This is a genomic window from Neisseria sp. P0013.S005 (assembly GCF_051958425.1).
GTDB classification, from domain to species: Bacteria; Pseudomonadota; Gammaproteobacteria; order Burkholderiales; family Neisseriaceae; genus Neisseria; species Neisseria subflava.
In genome coordinates, this window is record NZ_JBQCVL010000002.1 from 203,087 (window position 1) to 224,283 (window position 21,197).

At 49.5% G+C, this 21,197-nt stretch carries 23 protein-coding genes and 1 pseudogene; 14 read left to right on the plus strand and 10 right to left on the minus strand.

What is annotated here, in order from left to right; genetic code table 11:
- Nucleotides 1-40: 40 nt before the first annotated feature.
- Nucleotides 41-343: an ArsR/SmtB family transcription factor gene (locus ACTHTA_RS03145; RefSeq protein WP_308888371.1), complete on the plus strand. Its 303-nt coding sequence runs from the start codon at nucleotides 41-43 to the stop codon at nucleotides 341-343.
- A 90-nt stretch (nucleotides 344-433) separates the two neighbouring features.
- On the opposite strand, the gene ACTHTA_RS03150 is transcribed toward ACTHTA_RS03145, so the two are convergent.
- From ACTHTA_RS03150 to ACTHTA_RS03160, 3 genes are all read right to left on the minus strand, one after another.
- A complete protein-coding gene (locus ACTHTA_RS03150; RefSeq protein WP_440364092.1) occupies nucleotides 434-772 on the minus strand; it encodes a hypothetical protein in 339 nt (112 codons plus the stop codon).
- A 75-nt stretch (nucleotides 773-847) separates the two neighbouring features.
- Entirely contained in the window at nucleotides 848-4,531 is a 3,684-nt protein-coding gene (mfd, locus tag ACTHTA_RS03155) for a transcription-repair coupling factor (protein ID WP_440364091.1), read from the minus strand.
- A 130-nt stretch (nucleotides 4,532-4,661) separates the two neighbouring features.
- Nucleotides 4,662-5,354, minus strand: coding sequence for a VIT1/CCC1 transporter family protein (locus tag ACTHTA_RS03160; RefSeq protein ID WP_049328983.1), 693 nt, complete (start codon nucleotides 5,352-5,354; stop codon nucleotides 4,662-4,664).
- A gap of 297 nt (nucleotides 5,355-5,651) precedes the next feature.
- On the opposite strand from ACTHTA_RS03160, the gene ACTHTA_RS03165 reads away from it, so the two are divergent.
- The 4 genes from ACTHTA_RS03165 to ACTHTA_RS03180 all read left to right on the plus strand — a co-directional run bounded on the left by ACTHTA_RS03165 (nucleotide 5,652) and on the right by ACTHTA_RS03180 (nucleotide 8,594).
- Complete coding sequence (locus ACTHTA_RS03165) at nucleotides 5,652-5,798, plus strand: hypothetical protein (protein ID WP_003685706.1); 147 nt, start codon at nucleotides 5,652-5,654, stop codon at nucleotides 5,796-5,798.
- Nucleotides 5,799-5,987: 189 nt separating this feature from the next.
- Nucleotides 5,988-6,188, plus strand: a complete 201-nt coding sequence (locus tag ACTHTA_RS03170) for a hypothetical protein (RefSeq protein ID WP_003685538.1) — start codon at nucleotides 5,988-5,990, stop codon at nucleotides 6,186-6,188.
- A gap of 89 nt (nucleotides 6,189-6,277) precedes the next feature.
- The gene (gene aspA / locus ACTHTA_RS03175) at nucleotides 6,278-7,675 is read left to right on the plus strand and encodes an aspartate ammonia-lyase (protein WP_440375727.1); all 1,398 of its coding nucleotides are present in this window, start codon (nucleotides 6,278-6,280) and stop codon (nucleotides 7,673-7,675) included.
- A gap of 256 nt (nucleotides 7,676-7,931) precedes the next feature.
- Nucleotides 7,932-8,594, plus strand: a complete 663-nt coding sequence (locus tag ACTHTA_RS03180) for an NAD(P)H-dependent oxidoreductase (protein ID WP_063075894.1) — start codon at nucleotides 7,932-7,934, stop codon at nucleotides 8,592-8,594.
- A gap of 179 nt (nucleotides 8,595-8,773) precedes the next feature.
- Here the strand turns inward: ACTHTA_RS03180 and ACTHTA_RS03185 are convergent, their stop codons facing one another.
- A complete protein-coding gene (locus ACTHTA_RS03185) occupies nucleotides 8,774-10,975 on the minus strand; it encodes a FepA family TonB-dependent siderophore receptor (protein ID WP_440364478.1) in 2,202 nt (733 codons plus the stop codon).
- Between the two features lie 223 nt (nucleotides 10,976-11,198).
- On the minus strand, nucleotides 11,199-11,417 hold the full coding sequence (locus ACTHTA_RS03190; protein ID WP_049328987.1) for a YdcH family protein: 219 nt from the start codon (nucleotides 11,415-11,417) through the stop codon (nucleotides 11,199-11,201).
- Nucleotides 11,418-11,639: 222 nt separating this feature from the next.
- On the opposite strand from ACTHTA_RS03190, the gene ACTHTA_RS03195 reads away from it, so the two are divergent.
- From ACTHTA_RS03195 to ACTHTA_RS03205, 3 genes are all read left to right on the plus strand, one after another.
- On the plus strand, nucleotides 11,640-12,011 hold the full coding sequence (locus ACTHTA_RS03195; protein WP_036473017.1) for a hypothetical protein: 372 nt from the start codon (nucleotides 11,640-11,642) through the stop codon (nucleotides 12,009-12,011).
- A 133-nt stretch (nucleotides 12,012-12,144) separates the two neighbouring features.
- Complete coding sequence (gene glyA, locus ACTHTA_RS03200; RefSeq protein ID WP_254322746.1) at nucleotides 12,145-13,395, plus strand: serine hydroxymethyltransferase; 1,251 nt, start codon at nucleotides 12,145-12,147, stop codon at nucleotides 13,393-13,395.
- Between the two features lie 112 nt (nucleotides 13,396-13,507).
- Entirely contained in the window at nucleotides 13,508-13,642 is a 135-nt protein-coding gene (locus ACTHTA_RS03205; protein WP_283122182.1) for a hypothetical protein, read from the plus strand.
- Nucleotides 13,643-13,752: 110 nt separating this feature from the next.
- On the opposite strand, the gene yddG is transcribed toward ACTHTA_RS03205, so the two are convergent.
- Entirely contained in the window at nucleotides 13,753-14,667 is a 915-nt protein-coding gene (gene yddG, locus ACTHTA_RS03210; RefSeq protein WP_308888382.1) for an aromatic amino acid DMT transporter YddG, read from the minus strand.
- Between the two features lie 182 nt (nucleotides 14,668-14,849).
- Here yddG and ACTHTA_RS03215 point away from each other — a divergent pair, with 182 nt between their 5' ends.
- From ACTHTA_RS03215 to ACTHTA_RS03235, 5 genes are all read left to right on the plus strand, one after another.
- Nucleotides 14,850-15,275, plus strand: a complete 426-nt coding sequence (locus ACTHTA_RS03215) for a MarR family winged helix-turn-helix transcriptional regulator (RefSeq protein WP_250600252.1) — start codon at nucleotides 14,850-14,852, stop codon at nucleotides 15,273-15,275.
- A gap of 11 nt (nucleotides 15,276-15,286) precedes the next feature.
- Nucleotides 15,287-16,156: an ABC transporter six-transmembrane domain-containing protein gene (locus tag ACTHTA_RS03220; protein ID WP_250600250.1), complete on the plus strand. Its 870-nt coding sequence runs from the start codon at nucleotides 15,287-15,289 to the stop codon at nucleotides 16,154-16,156.
- 27 nt (nucleotides 16,157-16,183) lie between these two features.
- Nucleotides 16,184-16,507, plus strand: coding sequence for a DMT family transporter (locus ACTHTA_RS03225; protein WP_250600248.1), 324 nt, complete (start codon nucleotides 16,184-16,186; stop codon nucleotides 16,505-16,507).
- A 525-nt stretch (nucleotides 16,508-17,032) separates the two neighbouring features.
- Nucleotides 17,033-17,539, plus strand: coding sequence for a hypothetical protein (locus ACTHTA_RS03230; protein WP_313971519.1), 507 nt, complete (start codon nucleotides 17,033-17,035; stop codon nucleotides 17,537-17,539).
- A 90-nt stretch (nucleotides 17,540-17,629) separates the two neighbouring features.
- Nucleotides 17,630-18,217, plus strand: a complete 588-nt coding sequence (locus tag ACTHTA_RS03235; protein ID WP_313971520.1) for a hypothetical protein — start codon at nucleotides 17,630-17,632, stop codon at nucleotides 18,215-18,217.
- Nucleotides 18,218-18,344: 127 nt separating this feature from the next.
- Here the strand turns inward: ACTHTA_RS03235 and ACTHTA_RS03240 are convergent.
- The 4 genes and pseudogenes from ACTHTA_RS03240 to ACTHTA_RS03255 form a co-directional block, all read right to left on the minus strand.
- Nucleotides 18,345-18,644: pseudogene (locus tag ACTHTA_RS03240) on the minus strand (sulfite reductase subunit beta); the annotation flags it as partial.
- Between the two features lie 94 nt (nucleotides 18,645-18,738).
- Entirely contained in the window at nucleotides 18,739-19,272 is a 534-nt protein-coding gene (locus ACTHTA_RS03245; protein WP_137040631.1) for an inorganic diphosphatase, read from the minus strand.
- Nucleotides 19,273-19,356: 84 nt separating this feature from the next.
- Nucleotides 19,357-19,821: a dihydroneopterin triphosphate diphosphatase gene (nudB, locus tag ACTHTA_RS03250; protein ID WP_440364480.1), complete on the minus strand. Its 465-nt coding sequence runs from the start codon at nucleotides 19,819-19,821 to the stop codon at nucleotides 19,357-19,359.
- Between the two features lie 136 nt (nucleotides 19,822-19,957).
- Entirely contained in the window at nucleotides 19,958-20,611 is a 654-nt protein-coding gene (locus tag ACTHTA_RS03255; RefSeq protein ID WP_440364481.1) for a phosphoesterase, read from the minus strand.
- An 86-nt stretch (nucleotides 20,612-20,697) separates the two neighbouring features.
- On the opposite strand from ACTHTA_RS03255, the gene ACTHTA_RS03260 reads away from it, so the two are divergent.
- The gene (locus ACTHTA_RS03260; protein WP_440364482.1) at nucleotides 20,698-21,141 is read left to right on the plus strand and encodes an RpiB/LacA/LacB family sugar-phosphate isomerase; all 444 of its coding nucleotides are present in this window, start codon (nucleotides 20,698-20,700) and stop codon (nucleotides 21,139-21,141) included.
- The last annotated feature ends 56 nt before the right edge of the window (nucleotides 21,142-21,197 follow it).

Consider the following 21,197-nt stretch of genomic DNA (forward strand, 5'->3'; position numbering starts at 1 on the left):
CTGATAATTCGACCTCCTCATTTGCCGAAAAGCGTGAAAAATGACCATTGCCGACAATCAACCGCCCTACGAAGAAGCCACCGCTTTTCTCAAACTTCTGGCCAATCCCAACCGCCTCGCCGTATTGTGCAAACTACATGAAAGACCGCACAATGTAACCGAGTTGGCTGAATCATCCGGACTCCCGCAAGCGGCAATGTCCAGCCAATTAGCGCTACTGCGTGAAGCCGGTTTGGTATCGTTTGAAGTGAACCATCGGGAACGGCAATATTACATTGCCGACCCGAGGGTAACTGAGATGATACAGTTGCTGTATTCCTTTTTCTGCGCAGAAAAATTTTGAAATGTTGCCGAAATAGGATAGCCCAAAAATCTATCTATTTATAATTTCAAAGGCCGTCTGAATCTTTTTCAGACGGCCTTTATTATATTTTTAGTCTTGCCATATCATCTCGTGTTTAGAACCATAAGTAATCTTCTTGATATTGCTTTCAAGAGCAATTTCTTTATCTAATGTTCCTGAGTATTCCAAACCTGCTAATTTTTGAAATAAAGTAATATTCAGCTCCTCGTTGCGGCTAGTTGTTTTGATATCTGAAATACCCATTGCACTACTGCCTAATAAGCCTGTCAAATACACCTGCCTATTCCCCTTAGCTTCATTGACAGTAATTTTAAAATTCTGAATATCTTCCAACTTAATTTCATCAGTGAAAAAGCAGCCAGATAATATCAAGCCTGTTACTCCCAGCATCATTACCCTCATTTTCATAATAATTTCCTGTTCGATTTAGTAATCTCAAAACTGACAGTTTCAGTATTTTCAGACGGCCTTTTCCTAACCTTTCTACTTAACCATCACCCTATCTTTCAAAGTCTTCAATACGTTCTTCACTGTATTAATCCGCACTTCGATATTTTCCATCTCTGCGGTAAATCGCAGCTTATCCGCGCCGGCAAGGCGATATTTTTTGTCGCTCTGAATCAGCAGAATGATTTCGGTTGGATCGACATTGTTGTTTTTGCCAAAGGTTACCGTTACCGCTTCGCTGGTCGTATCAATGGCATCGATGCCCAGTTCTTTTGCCACAAGCCGTATGTAGTGGCTTTCGATAAGGGTTTTGACGGGTTGTTCGGGCAGGCCGAAGCGGTCGACGAGTTCTTCGTGTATGGCGTTGATTTGCTGCACGGTTTCGCAGACGGCGAGGCGTTTGTAGAGGACAAGCCGTTCGTGGATGTCGGGGCAGTAGCTTTCAGGCAGCAGGGCGGGGCTGTGCAGTTTGATTTCGGTGGTGATGCCCAGCGGTGCGTCGAGGTCGGGCTGGCGGCCTTTTTTGAGGTCGCGCACGGCTTGTTTGAGCATTTCCGTATAAAGCGTGAAGCCGACCTGTATCATTTCGCCGGACTGCCCTTCGCCCAGGATTTCGCCTGCGCCGCGGATTTCCAGATCCTGCATGGCGAGGGTGAAACCTGCGCCGAGTTCGTCTGCCGCCGCGATGGCGTCGAGGCGTTTTTCTGCGTCTTTGGTGATGTATTCGGGCGTGAGCAGGTAGGAGTAGGCTTGGTGGTGGCTGCGGCCGACACGCCCACGAAGCTGGTGCAGTTGCGCCAGCCCGAATTTGTCGGCGCGGTTGATGATGATGGTGTTGGCGTTGGGGATGTCGATGCCGGTTTCGATGATGGTGGAGCAGAGCAACACGTTGAATCTTTGCTGCAAAAAGTCGCGCATGACTTGCTCCAGTTCGCGCTCGCGCAGTTGTCCGTGCGCCACGCCGATGCGGGCTTCGGGCAATAGGGTTTCCAGCCGCTCGCGCATATTCTCAATCGTATCCACTTCATTGTGCAGGAAAAATACCTGCCCGCCGCGTTTGAGTTCGCGCAACACGGCTTCGCGCACGCTGCCTTCGCTGAACGGTTTGACAAAGGTTTTGACGGCGAGGCGGCGGCTGGGTGCGGTAGTAATCAGCGAGAAATCGCGCAGGCCTTCGAGCGCCATGCTGAGGGTGCGCGGAATCGGCGTGGCAGTCATGGTGAGGATATCGACATTGGCGCGCAGGCGTTTGAGCTGCTCTTTCTGGCGCACGCCGAAGCGGTGTTCTTCATCGATGATGACCAGTCCTAAATTTTTGAATTTGATGTCGTCCTGCACCAATTTGTGCGTGCCGATAACGATATCGACCGTACCGTCCGCCATGCCTTCCAGTGCGGCTTTGGTGGCTTTGCTGTTGTTGAAACGCGAAAGGCTGGCGACTTTCACGGGGAAATCGGCGAAGCGGTCGGCGAAATTTTGCGCGTGCTGTTCGACCAGAAGCGTGGTCGGAGCGAGTACGGCGACCTGTTTGCCGCCCATCACCGCCACAAACGCGGCGCGCAGGGCGACTTCGGTTTTGCCGAAGCCGACATCGCCGCACACGAGGCGGTCCATCGGCTTCGCCTGCGTCAAATCTTTAATCACGGCGGCGATGGCGGCGGCCTGGTCTTCGGTTTCTTCGTAGCCGAAGCCGTCGGCAAACGCCTGATAGTCCAACTCGTTGATTTCAAACTTGTGTCCCGATTGGGCGGCGCGTTGGGCGTAGAGATTGAGCAACTCGGCGGCGGTGTCGCGCGCTTTTTCGGCAGCTTTGCGTTTCGCTTTGTTCCACGCGCCGCTGCCAAGTTTGTGCAGGGCGACGTTTTCATGCGCCTGACCGGAGTAGCGGCTGATTAAATGCAGTTGCGAAACAGGTACATAAAGCTGCGCTTCGCCCGCGTATTCGAGCAACATCATTTCGTTGGTTTCGCCGCCCAAATCCATCGTTACCAAGCCCATATACCGCCCGATGCCGTGTTCTTCGTGTACGACGGGGTCGCCGATGTTGATTTCGGCAAGGTCACGCAACAGGCCGTCTGAAACGGCGGCATGTTTCTTGCGGCGGTTGTGGACGCGCGAACGGGCGACGTATTGGTAGAGATCGGATTCGGTGATGACGGCGATGGCACTTTGGTCGGCAACCGCTTTGCCCTCTCCCCAACCCTCCCCCACGGGGGAGGGGGCAGGCTGCTGTCGGATTTGCCCATGCAGAGTACTTTCGACGGGGTGCAGGTTGCTTTCGGTTTTCAGGTCGTCTGAAACGGCTGCCGCATTCTGTTCCCTCTCCTGCGGGAGAGGGCTAGGGAGAGAGTTTGTTGCGGCTATGGAAGATTCGGTTTGGTCGGCAACCGCTTTGCCTTCTCCCTCGGAGGCGGGAGTAGGTTGCTGTTGGCTCGGAGATTGTAGCCCGCCCAGTTTGAACCCGTATGCCAACGGCGCAACCGTTATCATCAGCGGCTCGTGCGCCGATAAAAAGCCCTGCCAGTCGGACACAGGTTTGGCTTTCAAGCCGTTTTGCTGCAAGAAGCCGAGCATGGTTTCGCGCCGTCCCAAGCTTTCGGCACACAGCAAAATCCGTCCGTCAAAGGTCGTCTGAAAATCCTTCAATGCCTGTAACGGCTCGTCGGATTGGCGGTTGACGGCAAGGTCGGGCAGGATGTGTTCCTTGCCGGAAACATCGGGCAGCACTTGTCCGTAGTTTTTCAGACGGCCTGCGAACACATCGGCAGAGAGATACAAATGCTGTGGAAGCAAAGGCGGATAAGTTTCATCGCCCTGCGCCATGGCGTAACGCGATTTGATGTCGCTCCAAAAGCGGTTTGCCTCGGTGTGAACGTCGCCCAAAGAGACAAACAGCGCATCTTCGCCGATATAGTCAAACAGCGTTTCCAGCTCGTTTTCAAAAAACAGCGGCAGATAATATTCCACGCCCGCGCCGAAATGGCCGTTGCTGACGGCTTTGTACACGGCGGCATCGTTCGGATTGCCATCGACTTCCTCGCGGAAGCGGCTGCGGAAGATTTTTTGCGCCTCGCTGTCGGTGGGGAATTCGTGCGCCGGCAGCAGGCGGATTTCGGAAACGGGCGAGATGGTGCGCTGCGTCTCGGTGTCAAAGGTTTTGATGCTGTCGATTTCATCGTCGAACAAATCAATGCGGTAGGGCATTTCGCTGCCCATCGGGAATAAATCCACAATGCCGCCGCGCACGGCAAATTCGCCCGCCGCGACAACATGGGAAACATGGTTGTAGCCCGCATCCACCAAATCGGTTTTCAGACGACCTATATCCAAAGTCTGACCCGTTTTCAGCCAAAACGTGCGCCCCGCCAGAAACGGCACGGGCGGCAGCTTCTGCATCGCCGTGGCAACCGGCACGAACAACACGTCCGCCGCGCCGCTCTTAATCTGCCACAACGCCGACAGCCGCTCCGACACCAAGTCCTGATGCGGCGAAAAACGCTCGTAAGGCAGCGTTTCCCAGTCCGGCAGGAACACCGCCGTATCGTGCGGACGGAAAAACCGCCATGCCGTCTGAAGGCGCAACGCCTGTTCCGCATCTTGGGTTAGCACGACTTTGAGTCGCTTATGCGGCAGATAACGCGCCAAAGCCAGCGGCAGCGAGCCTTGAGACAGATTGAGCCAACGGGATTTTTCACGGTGTTTGGGAATCGGATAAGTCATGACAAAACAGTTTGTAATAAGTAAATACAAGCACCATAGGCCGTCTGAAAAATTTTCAGACGGCCTTTAGCGATCAAATAGATTTTCAATTTTACTGGATACAGGTTTAAAAGAATATAAGGCCTTACATTCAGACAGCCACGCCTGCCAGTTTTCCAATAAATCCGGTTATCACCAATGCCGCAACGCCCCATAAGCACACGCGCAAAACGGCAGGAACGACAGGCGCGCCACCAAGTTTGGCGGAGACATAACCCAGTCCGGCCAGTCCGCATAAAGTGGAAACTGCCAAGGCCGGAACAATGGCGGTAGAAGCCGTCAATGCGACCAGTAAAGGCAAAATCGCGCCGGCACAAAATGAAGCGGCAGAAGCCAGCGCGGCCTGCATGGGTTGGGCGGCAGAGGTTTCGGTAATGCCGATTTCGTCACGCGCGTGGGCGGCGAGCGCATCGTGTTCCATCAATGCTTTGGCCACCTCTGCGGCGAGCGGGTCGGACAAACCGCGACGGCGGTAAATTTCAGTCAGCTCTTCCAACTCCGCATCAGGATTATTTGCCAATTCGTAGCGTTCTTTGTGCAAATCGGCTTTTTCCGTATCCGATTGACTGGACACAGAAACATACTCCCCCGCCGCCATCGACACCGCGCCCCCGATAAGCGCAGAAACGCCCGTCAACAGCAGGGTTTGGAAATCTGGCGCGGCTGCGGCTACGCCCGTTAACAGTGAGGCAGTGGAAATCAGGCCGTCATTGGCACCCAATACGCTTGCCCGAAGCCAGTTGTTGCGGTCGCTGAAATGGCGTTCGCTGTGGTATGAATACATATATACTCCGATAAATTGGCTGTTTCCAGATGATGATAACATTGTATTGTTTTTTGAAATCAATGTCAGTTTATCCCTTCAAATCAAGCATTCTTAAATCTTTCTGCTGCCATTTCAAACCATAAAAACCAACACTCCTCTTTGGAATTTTCAGACGGCCTGAACGCTTTTACAAGCAAATTTATTGTTCAAAGTCATGGCATTATCACAAGGCAGATTTGTACCGCTTGGTTTATCGCCTTAAAGATGCTATCTTTATAAATCTTTCCACTCCTCAATCCATTGAAAGGATGTATCATGGCTGAAGAAAACAAAATCAAAGTAAACGATTTGCCTGAAGATAAAAAAGAGCAAACCGAAGAAACCGAGCTGCCCGTTATCAACAACGAAGAAAAACGCGGCGGTCACAGCGAAGGCGGTTGCTGCGGCGCATGCGGCGGCTAATCTTCCCGACAAAGCCTCAAGGCCGTCTGAAAAGTCTTACTTTTCAGACGGCCTTTTCCTTTCTAAACACTTACAGGTAAATCAATGAAAGGATGCAGGAGAAGAATTTAAACCCAACCGCGTTTGTGCTACATTCACATCTTTACAAACCACAACAATCTGCCCCGCAGACACACAAGGAAGAAAAAAATGTTTTGGTATATCGTCGGCTTTTTCGCCATTATCGTTTCCCTACTCGCTCTCTGGGTCAATGCCAGCGCGTTCGGTATGCAGGAAGACGGCACGCCGCAATCCGAATACGAAAAAATGTTGGGCCTGGGTGCGAAGCTGAAAGACAAAGATACAGTTGCCAAGGAACGCGAAGCGGCGCGCTTTCATCCTGACGATTAAGCCTGATTAACTGGACAATCTTGCCGAACTGGGCTAATGTTCCAAACGCATAATGCACACCAACACAACTATACGAGAAGGTAAGAGAAATGACTGTACGAATCGAACACGATTTATTAGGCGACCGCGAGATCCCTGCTGAAGTATATTGGGGCATCCATACTTTGCGCGCCATTGAAAACTTTAAAATTTCCACACAAAAAATTTCCGACGTGCCGCAATTTGTCCGCAGCATGGTCATGGTTAAAAAAGCCACCGCGCAAGCCAACGGCGCATTGGGTGCCATCAAGCCGGAAATCGCGGCCGCCATCGAAAAAGCCTGCGATGAAGTATTGGTCAAAGGCCGCTGCCTCGACCAATTCCCGTCCGACGTTTATCAAGGCGGCGCCGGTACTTCGGTCAACATGAATACCAACGAAGTCATTGCCAACCTCGCATTGGAAGTCTTGGGACACGAAAAAGGCCACTACGACATCGTCAATCCGATGGACCATGTCAACGCCAGCCAATCCACCAACGACGCCTACCCTACCGGCTTCCGCCTTGCCGTGTATTACAGCATCGGCGAATTGCTCGACAAACTGGCCGCCCTGAAAAACGCTTTTGCCGCCAAAGCCGAAGAATTTAAAGACGTTTTGAAAATGGGCCGCACCCAGCTTCAAGATGCCGTACCGATGACTGCCGGTCAAGAATTCCAATCTTTCCAAGTATTGTTGGAAGAAGAAATCCTCAACCTCGACCGCACCCGCTCCTTACTGCTTGAAGTCAACCTCGGCGCCACTGCCATCGGTACGGGCGTGAATACGCCTAAAGGCTATGCGGCTTTGGTCGTTGAGAAACTTTCCGAAGTCAGCGGCCTGCCTTGCAAACTGACTGAAAACCTGATCGAAGCGACCTCCGACTGCGGCGCATATGTGATGGTACACGGCGCATTGAAACGCACAGCCGTCAAACTGTCCAAAATCTGTAACGACTTGCGCCTGCTCTCTTCCGGTCCGCGCGCCGGTTTGAAAGAAATTAACCTTCCTGAATTGCAGGCCGGTTCTTCCATCATGCCTGCCAAAGTTAATCCCGTAATTCCCGAAGTCGTCAACCAAGTCTGCTTCAAAGTCATCGGCAACGACACCACCATCACTTTCGCAGCCGAAGCAGGTCAGTTGCAGCTGAACGTTATGGAGCCGGTAATCGCCCAATGTATGTTTGAAACCATTTCCCTCTTGGGCAATGCCGCTGTCAACCTGTCCGACAAATGCGTCAAAGGCATTACGGTCAACCGCGAAATCTGCGAACACTACGTCTTCAACTCCATCGGTTTGGTCACTTATCTGAACCCATACATTGGCCACCGCAATGGCGACTTGGTCGGCAAAATCTGCGCCCAAACCGGCAAAGGCGTGCGCGAAGTCGTACTGGAGCGCGGTCTGTTGAGCGAAGAAGAACTCAACCGCATCCTCTCCCCGGAAAACCTGATGAATCCTCATCTGTAATCAGGATTTGAAATCAAAGGCCGTCTGAAACTTTAACGTTTAAAGTTTCAGACGGCCTTTTCGTATTGATATTGATATTTATCGAATTTTTTTGTGAAATTCAGCATTAAAAGATAGCCTGACCGTCAGGTTTGATTTAACATGGTGTTGCCCCAGCCTGTTTCCTCCTTAAGGTTATGCCGGTAATGATGGCTCAAAAGGAACCGAATATTGGCAAAACGGTCAAAATAACATCTTCATTTATTAGGAAAATCAGATGAATCAAATTACACGCGAACAAATGCTGCAAGTATTCGAAAATCGCTGCTCTACCCGTTATTACGATCCCAACAAAAAAATCAGCCAAGAAGATTTTGCAGCGATTTTAGAATTTGCCCGCCTCTCGCCCAGCTCTGTCGGCTCCGAGCCATGGAAATTCTTGGTGATTCAAAACAAAGCCCTGCGTGAGAAAATCAAGCCTTTCAGCTGGGGGATGCAATTCCAACTGGACGACTGCAGCCATCTGGTGATTATCCTTGCCAAGAAAAATGCCCGTTACGATACCCCGTTCTTCCGCAGTGTTGCCGAACGCAGGGGCCTGCAAGGAGAGCAACTGGAAAAAGCGTTGGCAAGATACAAAAGCTTCCAAGAAACCGACATTAAAATTGCCGACGACCAACGTGCACTCTTCGACTGGAGCGGCAAGCAGACTTATATCGCTTTGGCCAATATGCTCACAGGCGCAGCGGCCATCGGCATCGATTCCTGTCCAATCGAAGGCTTCAACTACGACAAAATGAACGAAGTATTGGCGGCAGAAGGCCTGTTTGATGCCAACGAATGGGGCGTATCCGTAGCGGCAACATTCGGCTATCGTGCCAAAGAAATCACTAAAAAATCACGCAAACCGATTGAAGAAATGGTGACTTGGGTCGAATAAATCTTTTAGATTCATAGGGCGGCGAGTGTCGCCCTTTTTACTTTTTAAAAAGTGAAGCAAATTCCGTAACAACAAATGCTTCTAAATTTAAAATCAAAAAGGCCGTCTGAAACCATGTGTCAGAAATCCTAGATTTCATTTCACACCGTTTCAGACGGCCTGATTTAATACATTTTTACTTAAAACGATACTTTCAAACTGCCGTAGAAGGCACGGCCATGCTCGTTGTACGTTTGTGCGCCGGCAGTTGTACGGTACAGTTTTTTGTCAAACAGATTGCTGATACCGCCACGGACGGCCACGCGTTTGTTCCAGTTGTAGCTTGCATTGATGCCCCAAATGCCGTAAGAGCCGACTTGAGTTTGGCTGTGTTCGGAAGACAACGCTGCCACGCCTGCACGAGGATTGCCGTCTCGTTCCAATCTATTAATCGCCACGCCGCGCGGTTTGGTGCGGCCGTAGTGGGTAAAGGTCAGGTTGGCATCGAAGCGTTCGTTCGGCGTCCAAGACAGTGTGCTGTTGATGGTGTGTTTCGGCACCAAAGACAATGGATTGCCTTGATAATCTTCGGATTTGTGCATGTAAGTGAAGTTGTTGCTCCACTTGAGTGTGTCATGCAACGGAATCACCAAGTTGCCTTCGATACCCGAAATAGTCGCTTTCGGCGTATTTTCCCATTGCAAGAGCCAGTTGCCGATATTGCTGGTGGCAATAAGCTGGTCTCCGATCACGATTTTATTGCGATACGCATTATGGAAATAAGTAGCCGAAGCCTGCCAGCCGTTTTTGTTGAACTCAAGGCCAATCTCTTTATTGATACTGGTTTCAGGTTTCAAATTGCTGTTGCCCATGTAATAGCAGCGGACACTGTTCGGCGCATTGAGCGGACAGCCCTGACCGCGTGTGTACAGAATAAAGTCAGGATTGGTTTGATACAGGTTTGGCGCTTTGTACGCACGGGCAACACCTCCTTTGACCAACCAGTTTTCGCCGATTTGATGCGAGAAGTTCAAAGCCGGACTCCAGTTGCTACCGCTGTCGCTGTTATGGTCGAAACGGATGGCCGGAATCAGATGGGTTTTGTCGGTCAATGAAATATTGTCTTCAACGTATGCCGCCCAGTTGCGTTGCGATGCCTTACCGCCGCGCGTTGCGGAGATACCGTTAAACGCATCGGTTTTGCCTTGGTCTTTAAATCCCTGAGTATTGGAGGCAGGATCGTCCAATTTGCTGTCAGTAAATTCCGCACCGACCGTCAATACATTATCGACACCAAGTTTGAACGGAATATTCGCTTCGCTGCTGAAGCGCAGGTTTTTCAGACGGCTTTGAACAAAATCCAAGCCTGTATAGCTGCCTTCCGGACCACCGGCCAAACCTTCAGGCAAGTGGCTGTTAATTGTGCGCTCATAACTGATCACGTTTTTGGTATCGCCCCATTCCCATGCGCCATCATGCGTTAAAGAATAAGCGGAACGGTATAAGCGGGCAGTTTCGGCTTTGCTGTCGGCCAAAGAATTAACCAAAGCGGAACGCGGATTGCTGTTTTGCGTATCGCCGTTGTAGATATTGCCCTGACGGCTGTAACTGCTGTCCAAAATCAGCGTTTGCGCTGGGCTGATTTTCCATTGCAGACGGCCTGCAATATCTTTATTGCGTACGCCTTCGACACCGGCCGCGCTGTCATTGCCGTGTCCGGCATTAATATCGGCAGCATCTGCATCTGTTTTATTCAGGTTGCCGTAAATGCGGAAGCCCAAAGTATCTTGAATAATCGGGCCGCTCAAATTGAAGCCGATACGGCGGGTTGCGCCCTCTTTGCTGTCTTGCGGCTGATTGGCGTAAAGATTGACTTGGCCTTTAAATTCTTTAGACACTTTTTTGGTGACAATATTGACCACGCCGCCCATCGCACCGGAGCCGTAACGGGTTGCCGCCGGACCGCGCAAGACGGTAATGGATTCAATCTCTTCAACCGGCACCCAGTTGCTGTCGCCACGCGTATTGCGTTCACCGCGCATACTGATACGCTCGGACTGGCGCGAATTAACCGGCTTGCCGTCAATCAAAATCAAAGTATTTTCAGGACCCATACCGCGCAAGTCAATTTGACGTTTGTTGCCACGCTGACCTGTTGCCGTATTGCCGGTCAGGTTGACACCCGGCATGGTGCGGACAAATTCGGAAATATCATTGGCTGCAGGGCGTTTGTCGATGTCGTCTTTAGAAATACGCGATACGCCGAGCGACTGTTGCAACTGCTTCTCGGCAGTAACGTAAACGGTATCGACTTCAGCCTGCTCAACGGCTTTCTCTTCAGCTGCGTGTGAGAATGCACTAATTAACGCCAAAGGCAAAATGGCGAGTGTAAATGTTTTCATTGCATTGTTTCTCTTGGTTTTGTTTGTTTAAAATTAAAATGAAAATCGTTTTGGATTTTAAATAAACTTAACAGAGTTTTCAATGCAATTAAGAGTGATTTACAATTAAAAGTTAAATTGTGCTAATAGAAATAACAAACAACTAAATAGGCCGTCTGAAACAGCATGAAACGAAATCCGAGATTCCTATCATACCGTTCAGACGGCCTTATTCAATTTTTAATTATTTGCCTGCTGCTTTTTGCAGAATAGCATACAATTCGTCTTTGAGTTTGAGTTTGGCTTTTTTCAGCTCTTCAATCTCTTCGGCTCCGCTGGTAACAGGGTTGTTAACCAAACCGGTGATTTTATCGTCCAGCTCATTGTGCTCGTCAAACAAACGAGCAAAGTGTGCATCTTCTTGTTTCAGTTTAGAAATCAAATCACGATATTCTGGAAACATTTTGTTTTCCTCTCTTGTTAATTAAATAAAAAAGTACTGCTGTCAAAAACTAGGACGAATCAATCTTTAGCTTCATTATAACAAACACGGGCGTTTTATCCAGTCTTTTTTAAGTCGAAACTGTTTTACATCAAAATTAATAATATCAACATAAGTTAGCGCCAAAAATAGAAAGAAACGGCTTTATAGACGGCTTGCCGACTTGGGCATACAATCGGGTTTATGCGTTTACACAATGGCCGAACCACCCTATTCCGTCATATCAACGGCATGGACGGACAATTTATCCTGCTTGAGAACCATCCTTCATGGATGCCGGTCAATGATGCCGATTTCAACCATGCCGCACCCCTGCCCGACGGTTTGGCCGTGCATGAAGAATCGTTTTATCCATTTGAAAAAATAAATGCCGAATCGGCAGACAATATCAAAATCTTCAGCGAAGAAGCCCTACGGCTGGAGAAAGAACGATTAAATGCGGTAGCCTTGGTAGAACTGGCAAAAAATCTTAAAGCTGCCCAAGCAGAAGCCGATTTAGCCACGCTTCTGGAAAAAATGGATTTTCATTTAAAACAAGATGATATTTTCAAATAAACCCTTCAATCTCAGGCCGTCTGAAGCCAAACACCCGACACAATTGTTGACAATGCAAGAAAAATAGTTCATCTTGAACCAATCCGCAGCACTCCATCCTATATTTTCAGCCCATCACAAAGGAATCGAGAACATGTTTTCAAAAAGCGTTACCCTCGCACAATATGACCCCGATTTGGCAGCAGCCATCGCCCAAGAAGACAAGCGCCAGCAAGACCACGTCGAGCTGATCGCCTCTGAAAACTACGTCAGCTGTGCCGTTATGGAAGCCCAAGGTTCGCAATTGACCAACAAATACGCAGAAGGCTATCCTGGCAAACGCTACTACGGTGGCTGTGAATACGTTGATATTGTTGAACAATTAGCGATTGACCGCGTAAAAGAACTGTTTGGCGCCGCCTATGCCAACGTTCAACCACACTCCGGCTCTCAAGCCAACCAAGCCGTGTACGCTTCTGTTTTGAAACCGGGCGACACCATTTTGGGTATGTCTCTGGCACACGGCGGCCACTTGACCCACGGCGCAAGCGTTAACATCTCCGGCAAACTCTACAACGCCATTACTTATGGTTTGGATGAAAACGAAGTTCTCGATTATGCCGAAGTAGAACGCTTGGCTCTTGAACACAAACCCAAAATGATTGTGGCCGGTGCATCTGCCTATGCGTTGCAAATCGACTGGGCAAAATTCCGCGAAATCGCCGATAAAGTCGGCGCATACCTCTTTGTCGACATGGCGCACTATGCCGGCCTGATTGCCGGCGGCGAATATCCTAACCCGGTGCCATTCTGCGACTTCGTGACCACCACCACCCACAAAACCCTGCGCGGCCCTCGCGGCGGTGTGATTTTGTGCCGTGACAATACCCACGAAAAAGCGCTGAACTCTGCCATCTTCCCAAGCCTGCAAGGCGGCCCGTTGATGCACGTTATCGCTGCCAAAGCCGTAGCGTTTAAAGAAGCGTTGCAACCTGAGTTCAAACAATACGCAAAACAAGTGAAAATCAATGCTGCCGCCATGGCGGAAGAGTTGGTTAAACGCGGTTTGCGCATCGTATCCGGCCGTACCGAAAGCCACGTTTTCCTCGTTGACCTGCAACCGATGAAAATCACCGGTAAAGCCGCTGAAGCCGCTTTGGGCAAAGCACACATCACCGTCAACAAAAACGCTATTCCGAATGATCCGGAAAAACCATTCGTGACTTCCGGTATCCGCATCGGCTCCGCCGCCATGACCACACGCGGCTTTAACGAAGCCGACGCGCGCGTATTGGCGAACTTGGTTGCCGACGTATTGGCCAATCCCGAAGACGAAGCCAACCTCGCCAAAGTCCGCGAACAAGTGACTGCTTTGTGCAATAAATATCCGGTTTACGGCGCATAAGCATTTTCGACTTGAATAAAGTATCAGGCCGTCTGAATGTTCAGACGGCCTTTTTTTATTTTAACTTTTCTTTTAAATTTCAAAACTGTTTGCTTCGCTGACTTTGCATATCATGCCTGCCGCGATAGTATGGTTGGTGGCTTCGTATGCGGCAGCGGCGAGTTTTGAAACTGATACTACCGATGTCGTTGAGCTTGAGCGTTTCGGCGGATTCGGCAGCGCGGTTAAGTTTGTCTACTTCTCGTGATTTCTCAAACTGAGTGCTACTTTAAACAGGCCGTCTGAAAAAAATGGGAAAGAATGTTTGGTTGTTAAAAAAGCTGTTTTCGTTATATCGCAAAGCTATGGGATGTTGCCTCACGCCATCTGTTTTCTCCGTGTCGCCAACCAACACACAATCGATCCTAAGCACACCATTCCCGCTCCCTGCCAAAACGTCATGGACAACGGCGCGCTAATCACAAATGATGACACCACCGCAGACAACACTGGAATGAAATAAGATGCACCAGCCAATACGGTCAGGTTGCCACGCGAAATACCGATATTCCACACTGCATAGCCCAGCCCCATACAAGCTGCAGCGGCAACGGCATAGCCGAGCGATACAGTATCAAAATTCAACGTATTCGCGCCGCTGAGAAAGTATTCGATCCACAACAGTATCGACACCAGCGCAAAGAAGAAGCCAACGCTGCTGCCTTCCGCTTTCACACGTGCCGTCAGCGTACAATATGCCGCCCAAAACACTGCATCCGCAAATGCCATGATATAGCCGCCGGGATTGGTGCGGACATTATGATAGATGCCGGAAACCGACAAGCCGACATCGCCGCCCAGTACAGTGGCAATCCCAAAAAACGACAGCACAAAGCCGATGACTATCCACCATTTTGACGGCTGTTTATTGAAATATACCGCCCCGACGATGGTAAACGTCGGCCACAAATAATTCACCATGCCAATTTCCACCGCCTGTCTTGCGTTTTGTGCAAAGCCGACCGACAGTGACAAACACAATTCGCAGCCGACAAAAAACACGCTCGCCCAAAACAGATAGCTGCGGTTGTAATTGCGCAAATGCGGCCGGCCGAAAATCAGCCAAATCAATACGGTGGACAAGGTATACATCATTGCCGCGCCGCCCACTGCCCCCATATGCAGGCTCAAAGAGCGTATCAGAGAAATGACGAAGCTCCACAAAGCAACGGCAAGCAGCCCGATGGCAGTGGCTTGTTTGGATGAAATATTTTGAGATAAGAAATGAATCATGGCGTATGTGCTGAAGATGGTTTTATTAGGTTTATCGTAGTTTGAATATATCGTTTCTACATTAATTATTTTAACGTTTTCAAGGCCGTCTGAAAATGATTGTTTCAGACGGCCTTCTATTTGCAATTAGTCCTAAACATGACTATAATCCGCATCCAATTAGTCAATATTGAGACCAATTTATGAATCAGCTCGATCAACTCGGTATGCGTATCAGCCATATAGACAGCGCATTCGACCAATGGATTAAACAGCAAAACACCAACTACAACACCTTAGCCGTTCTCTACACTTTGGCTACCGAAGGCAGCCGTACTCAAAAATACATAGGCGAAGAATGGAGCCTGCCCAAGCAAACCGTTTCCGGCACATGCAAAACGCTGGCGGAACAAGGCTTGCTGACATTTCAGGAAAGCGAACAAGACAAACGCGAACGCTTATTGTCGCTGACCGAACAAGGCAAGGAATCCGCCGCACCATTGGTGCAAAACATGCAGGAATTCAGCAAACGAATTTTTACCGCCTTCGGTGAAAAACGTGCAGCCCGACTGTTTGCCGATTTGGACGCGTTGGCCGAATTAATGGCGCAAACCCTCAATACTAAATAAGGAGGGCAGCCATGTGGAAAATGTTGAAACACATCGGTCAAACACACCGCCGCAAACTCATCACAACCTTCTCTCTCGTCGGCTTGGATAATCTGCTCTTGCTGGTTTATCCCGTGTTTGGCGGCTGGACGATTAATGCCGTTATGGAAGGCAAGGTCTGGCAGGCAATGTTGTATGGTGTGGTGGTTTTATTAATGTGGATAATCGGAGCCGCCCGCCGAGCAGCCGATACGCGTACGTTTACCCAAATCTATACCGAAATAGCCGTCCCGGTCGTTTTGGAACAGCGCAAACGAGAAGTACCGCATTCCGCCATTACCGCACGCGTTGCCCTATCGCGTGAGTTTGTCAGTTTTTTTGAAGAACACCTGCCCATCGCTGCTACTTCGCTGGTCTCCATCTTCGGTGCATGTATGATGTTGCTGATATTGGAATTTTGGGTGGGCGTATTGGCTGTCGCGATACTGGCCCTGTTTTTATGGTTGCTGCCGCGTTTTGCCGCCATCAGCGAAAACCTATATTTCCGTTTAAACAACCGGATTGAACGCGACAACCACCTTATCCGCGACGGCAACGAGCATCAGCTCTACCGCCACTATGGCTGGGTTGCCAAACTACGCGTGCTGATTTCCAATCGCGAAGCCTTAGGCTATCTCAGTATCGGCATAGCGATGAGCGTATTGTTCGGCTTCGCCTTTATACACATGACGCTTAAAGGCTATGGCAGTGCCGGCCATATCTATTCCGTCAGCACTTATTTATGGATGTTTGCAATGAGCTTGGACGATGTACCGCGCTTGGTCGAACAATACTCCAATCTAAAAGATATCGGACAACGCGTTGAACTCTCAGAAGAAAACAATCTTTCCAAGGCCGTCTGAAACCTTAACACACTATCAGGACATATTATGAATTGGTTTTATTTAATCTTAGCCGGTATGCTGGAAATCGGCTGGCCATTGGGCTTAAAGCTGGCACAACAGGAAGGCTACCGCTGGCATGGCTTTGCCACCGCGCTTGCCTGCATTGCCGGTAGCGGATACTTCCTTTACCTTGCCCAAAAAAGTATTCCGATGGGTACAGCCTACTCCGTCTGGACAGGCATAGGCGCGGCAGGGGCGTTTTTGGTGGGTGTTGTATTTTTCAACGATGCCGCAAACTTCGGCCGCTGGCTCGGCGCATTTCTCATCATCGCCGGCGTCATAGTGATGAAACTCTCCAGCGGAAACTGAAAATCTCGTTTCTATCCAATCTAAGGCCGTCTGAACGAGCATGTTCAGACGGCCTAATACCTTCCCGAATATAACGAAATCATCTTAAATTAAAACCAAGCATTCTTTCCTTTTTTCAGACGGCCTGTTTAAAGAGCCTGCTCGGATTGTTATCAATTCACCCGGTTTTGCATTATAATTGTGCAAATTTGACTCACTCGAAAGAAAATAAATTGGAAGGATTACAACAACTTGTAGATTTATTGGTAGGTTTTGTCGATTGGATATTGAAATTACTGGCATTCTTGTTTTAAACTACGTTCCATTCTTTTATACATTAAAGACGTATTTTCATCATGCAAACCGCGCAACGCTCTGCTACTTTCTTCTATTGGTACCACACAAACGTGCGGTACTTTTTTGCGCTTGTCTGAAACAGACTAAGTTGAAAATACGCAAATTAGAGCCGCCTCATTTGAGCGGCTTTTTTTATACCCATCATGGCCGCTTAAATCCACCCATTTTTAAGAAATAAGGAATACAGCCATGACTGCCTCAACTAAAATCCACAGCCAAACACAAATGTTACACACCTGCCGCATGGTCGTTGACAGCAACAGCCACCACAGCATGCTCAATATGCACACTTTGCCTGATTCGCCTGAAAGCCTTATCAGCGAAGCCCTGATTCCGCAAGTGCGCACCATCGCGACTTTGATTGCCGCAGAGCGCCACGACTTCAATCAAAGCAGCCCCAACGTTTTTACTGATGAAGCAGATTTCTTCGCAGCGCGTATTTTGGTTTTGGGCGTACGCCGTTTCCATTTGGATATTACCCTGCTGCCTATGCTCAAAACCGCTAACAAACGCGCCGAAGCTTTCGCCAAACGCCATCACATGCCCTTCTCTCCCGCCGAAATGCAAATGTCCCTGCACACCCGCCGCCCTGCCAACCTGCTGATTATCGAAACCGAACACGAAATGCCTGCACTGGGAAATCTGGCTGACAACAGCCGTGCATTTGCAGCGCAACTTTCCAATATTATTTTGTAAAACCACTTGAAAAACAGGGAAATGGTTTAATATTAGGCAAACACACTCCGCCGAAATCTCGGCAAAGACAAACCTCTCTCAGGAAAAACAATGAAAAAACTGATTGCCTTAGCCGCCCTTTCCACTTTTGCCCTCGCTGCCTGCAAAGACAATACCCAAGCGCAGCTTGAACAGCAACAAAAACAAATCGAAGCATTGCAACAACAGTTGGCACAACAAAACGGCCAACAAGAAGACAATACGGTTTACCAGCTCACGCCCGAAGCCGTGAAAGACACCATTCCTGCCGAAGCACAAGCCAACGGCAACAACGGCCAACCGGTAACCAGTACAGACGGCCAACAATACATCTACGACCAATCCACCGGCAGCTGGCTGCTGCAAAGCTTGGTGGGTGCGGCAGCCGGTGCATTTATCGGCAACGCATTGGCCAACAAATTCACACAGGCACGCAATCAAAACAGCCCGATTGCCCGTCAAGCCCGTGCCAACTATTATCAAACCGCACGTCCAAACAGACGCACCAGCCAACAGCTGAATACGCGCACCCTGCGCGCCCAACAGCAAAATGCGCAACAACAAAACGCTCAACAGCAACAGCGTTACCGCGAAACCGCGCGCCAGCCTTCCAACTACCGCCGACCAAGCATGGGTCGGGGCTTTGGCCGCCGTCGCTGATTCGGTTTATATTCCATCTTTGATATAAACGCTCCCAATATAAAAGGCCGTCTGAAAATCAGATTTTCAGACGGCCTTTAGTTTTCTCTATTTTCTCATTGCAGACTTGTGGGTCTGTCTGTATGCGTTATGCCCAAAAGTCTCGCGGAGCGTCCAATACGGGTTTGACGATACCTGTACGGATGGCAAAATCTCCAAAACCTTCCTCATCCAAACGGTTTCAAGACCAATCTGCCACCCAGCCTTCGACAATTTCAAGGATTTCAGGTTCGGTAATGTTTTCTTTAAACAGGCGCGGAATGCGGGGGCCTTCGCAGTTGCCGCCTGCGTAAAGGTTGTAGCGGCCGATGGCTTTGCCGACCAAACCTATTTCCGCCAGCATGACGCGGCCGCAACCGTTGGGGCAACCGGTTACGCGCAAAACGATTATTCGTCTTCCAAGCCTGTCCTTCGGTTGATATATAAAAAGGCCGTCTGAACTTTGCTTTCAGACGGCCTTGATATTGAACAGGACAAACCGATTAGGCTTGTTTGTTCCAACGTTCGATAGATTCTTTGATGACTTGTTTCGCTTCTTCTACATCGCCCCAAGATTCAACTTTAGTGGTACCTGCTTTTTTCAGGTCTTTGTAGTGGTTGAAGTGGAACTCGATTTGTTTGATCAGTTGTTGCGGCAAATCGGCTAAAGTTTTGTAGGCATTGCCGTTGTTTCGGTCGTCGGCCGGAACGCAGACGATTTTGTCGTCCACTTCGCCGTCGTCAACGAATTTCATCACGCCGATAACGCGTGCTTCCAGAAAAATACCGGTTACCAAAGGCTGCTCGGTCACCAGCAATACGTCCAATTCGTCGCCGTCTTCGTCCAAAGTTTGCGGAATGAAGCCGTAGTTGGTCGGTTTGGCGAAAATTGCCGGTTCAACGCGGTCGAGTTGGAACGCGGCTAATTTGCGGTTCCATTCGATTTTGTGGTTGCTGCCCGCAGGGATTTCGTTGACAACGTTGATGATGCCGCCGTCCACATCGCCCGGGGTCAGGATTTTGTTGAAGTCTGCCATGATGGTTTCCTTTGATTTTAAAGAGAGTCAAACGGCGAAAGTATAACAAACCCAAGGCCGTCTGAAAATGTGAAACTGTCGTATTCAGACGGCCTTTTTGACATTCAGCCTTTTGACCAGTTCTAAAATTGCGCGTTTATTGGAAGGGGAAAACACTTTTTCCGCCGCTTCTTCCGCACTAAACCAACCGTAGGCAACGTGTTCGTCCGGTTGCAGCATGATGGGCGTATCACGCGGAATTTGAGCGGAGAAGATGTGTTCGCGGTTTTCAAAAACGCCTTTGGGATAGCGATGGCGCCAGTGATGATAGATTTCATAAACGGTGCTGTCGTGCCAGTTTTCCAGCTGGCCGTCTGCAAGGCGGATACCGGTTTCTTCCCACACTTCGCGCCATGCGGTTTCTTCGATACGCTCACCCTCTTCCAAACTGCCGGTAACTGACTGCCAAAAACCTTGCGGCGCCGTGCGTTCAATCAGCAGGATATTGCCGTCTTTATCATGCAAAACAACCAAAGCGGAAACGGGATACTTCAAAGGCTTACCGCTCATGACTTATCCTTGCCGGATTGATTGGGGAGGCTGATTTTTGTAGTAAGTAAGCCAAAAGGTTTTCCATGTATCACTCAAAAATGGGAAATTGATATTCAGACGGCCTTTGCTGGAAATTCGCAAAGGCCGTCTGAAATTATACCTGATTTAACTGCGCCAATTTCCGAGAAACCAGCTCTGCCGCTTCTTCCGGCGATTTGGCCTTCAACCCTACTTCGCCAAAATACGAAATTTTAGGCAAATCACACAAAAACTTATCGACGTCTTGCGCCGTCAAAAAACGGCCGTGCAAATCAAATCCGACATTTAAAGCACGCCCTTTGATTGCCGCCACCCTGTCATGCAAATGGCCGTACAAGTGATACCAGCCCTGATAGCAGCCGTCCCACTCCTGAATCGGATAGTGAAAAAGAACCAGCGTATTCTTAATTTCCGGCAATTTGAGTTTCAAATACGGCCGTATGGACGACAGCAGCGGATGGCCGTCATGCTTGGTCTGGCTGCGGAAAAAATCGGCATGCTGCCGAATCACATGATCATGATTGCCGTAAATCAAGTGATGTTGCCCATTCAACCGCGACAAAACGCGCTCTATCTGCTTATGGTCTTGGGCAAAGGAAAAATCGCCCAGGTTGTACACCGTATCTTCAGGCGTAACGGTTTCATTCCACGTTTGGATTAAAAATTCATCCATCTGCTCCACGTTATCGAACGGTCGAAATTGCGGGCAGAATTTGGCAATATTTTTATGTGAAAAATGTAGGTCTGATGTGAAGTAGGTTTTGCTCATGCCGTGCTCTCTGCGTTGCAAGCTTGAATCGTATCACGCGCGGGCGTATGCTAAACAATGTTTATTGTATTCTTCAAGGAGTTTTTATGCGTTTGGTTATTGCCGCGCCGGCCAACGGCGCAATATTAAAAGACACACTCAAAGCGTATCTTCAAAACGACCCGCGCGTCAGCAACTTGGTCGATTTATCCTCACCCGAAGGAAGCTATCCGCAACTCTCGTTTGCCGCGGCCGAAGAAGTCGCGGCAGGGCGCGCCGACCGTGCGCTGTTGATTTGCGGTACCGGCGTGGGCACGGCAATCGCCGCCAATAAAGTGCGCGGCATACGGGCGGCGACGGCGCACGATTTACTCACGCTCCGCGGCTCGGTGGAAAACTATGATGCGCAGGTTTTATGTATGGGGCAAAACGTGATTGCCGCTCCGGCTGCTTGGGCATTGGTCGATATCTGGTTGGATTTGCGCCACGACACAAGCAGCGGTTATGCGCCTAAGGTTGGCGAAATCGAGGCATTCGAGTGCGGAAAATAAATGATAAATTTTCTATGCATTTTCTTACAGATTCTGGACCAGAATATTTACAAAAT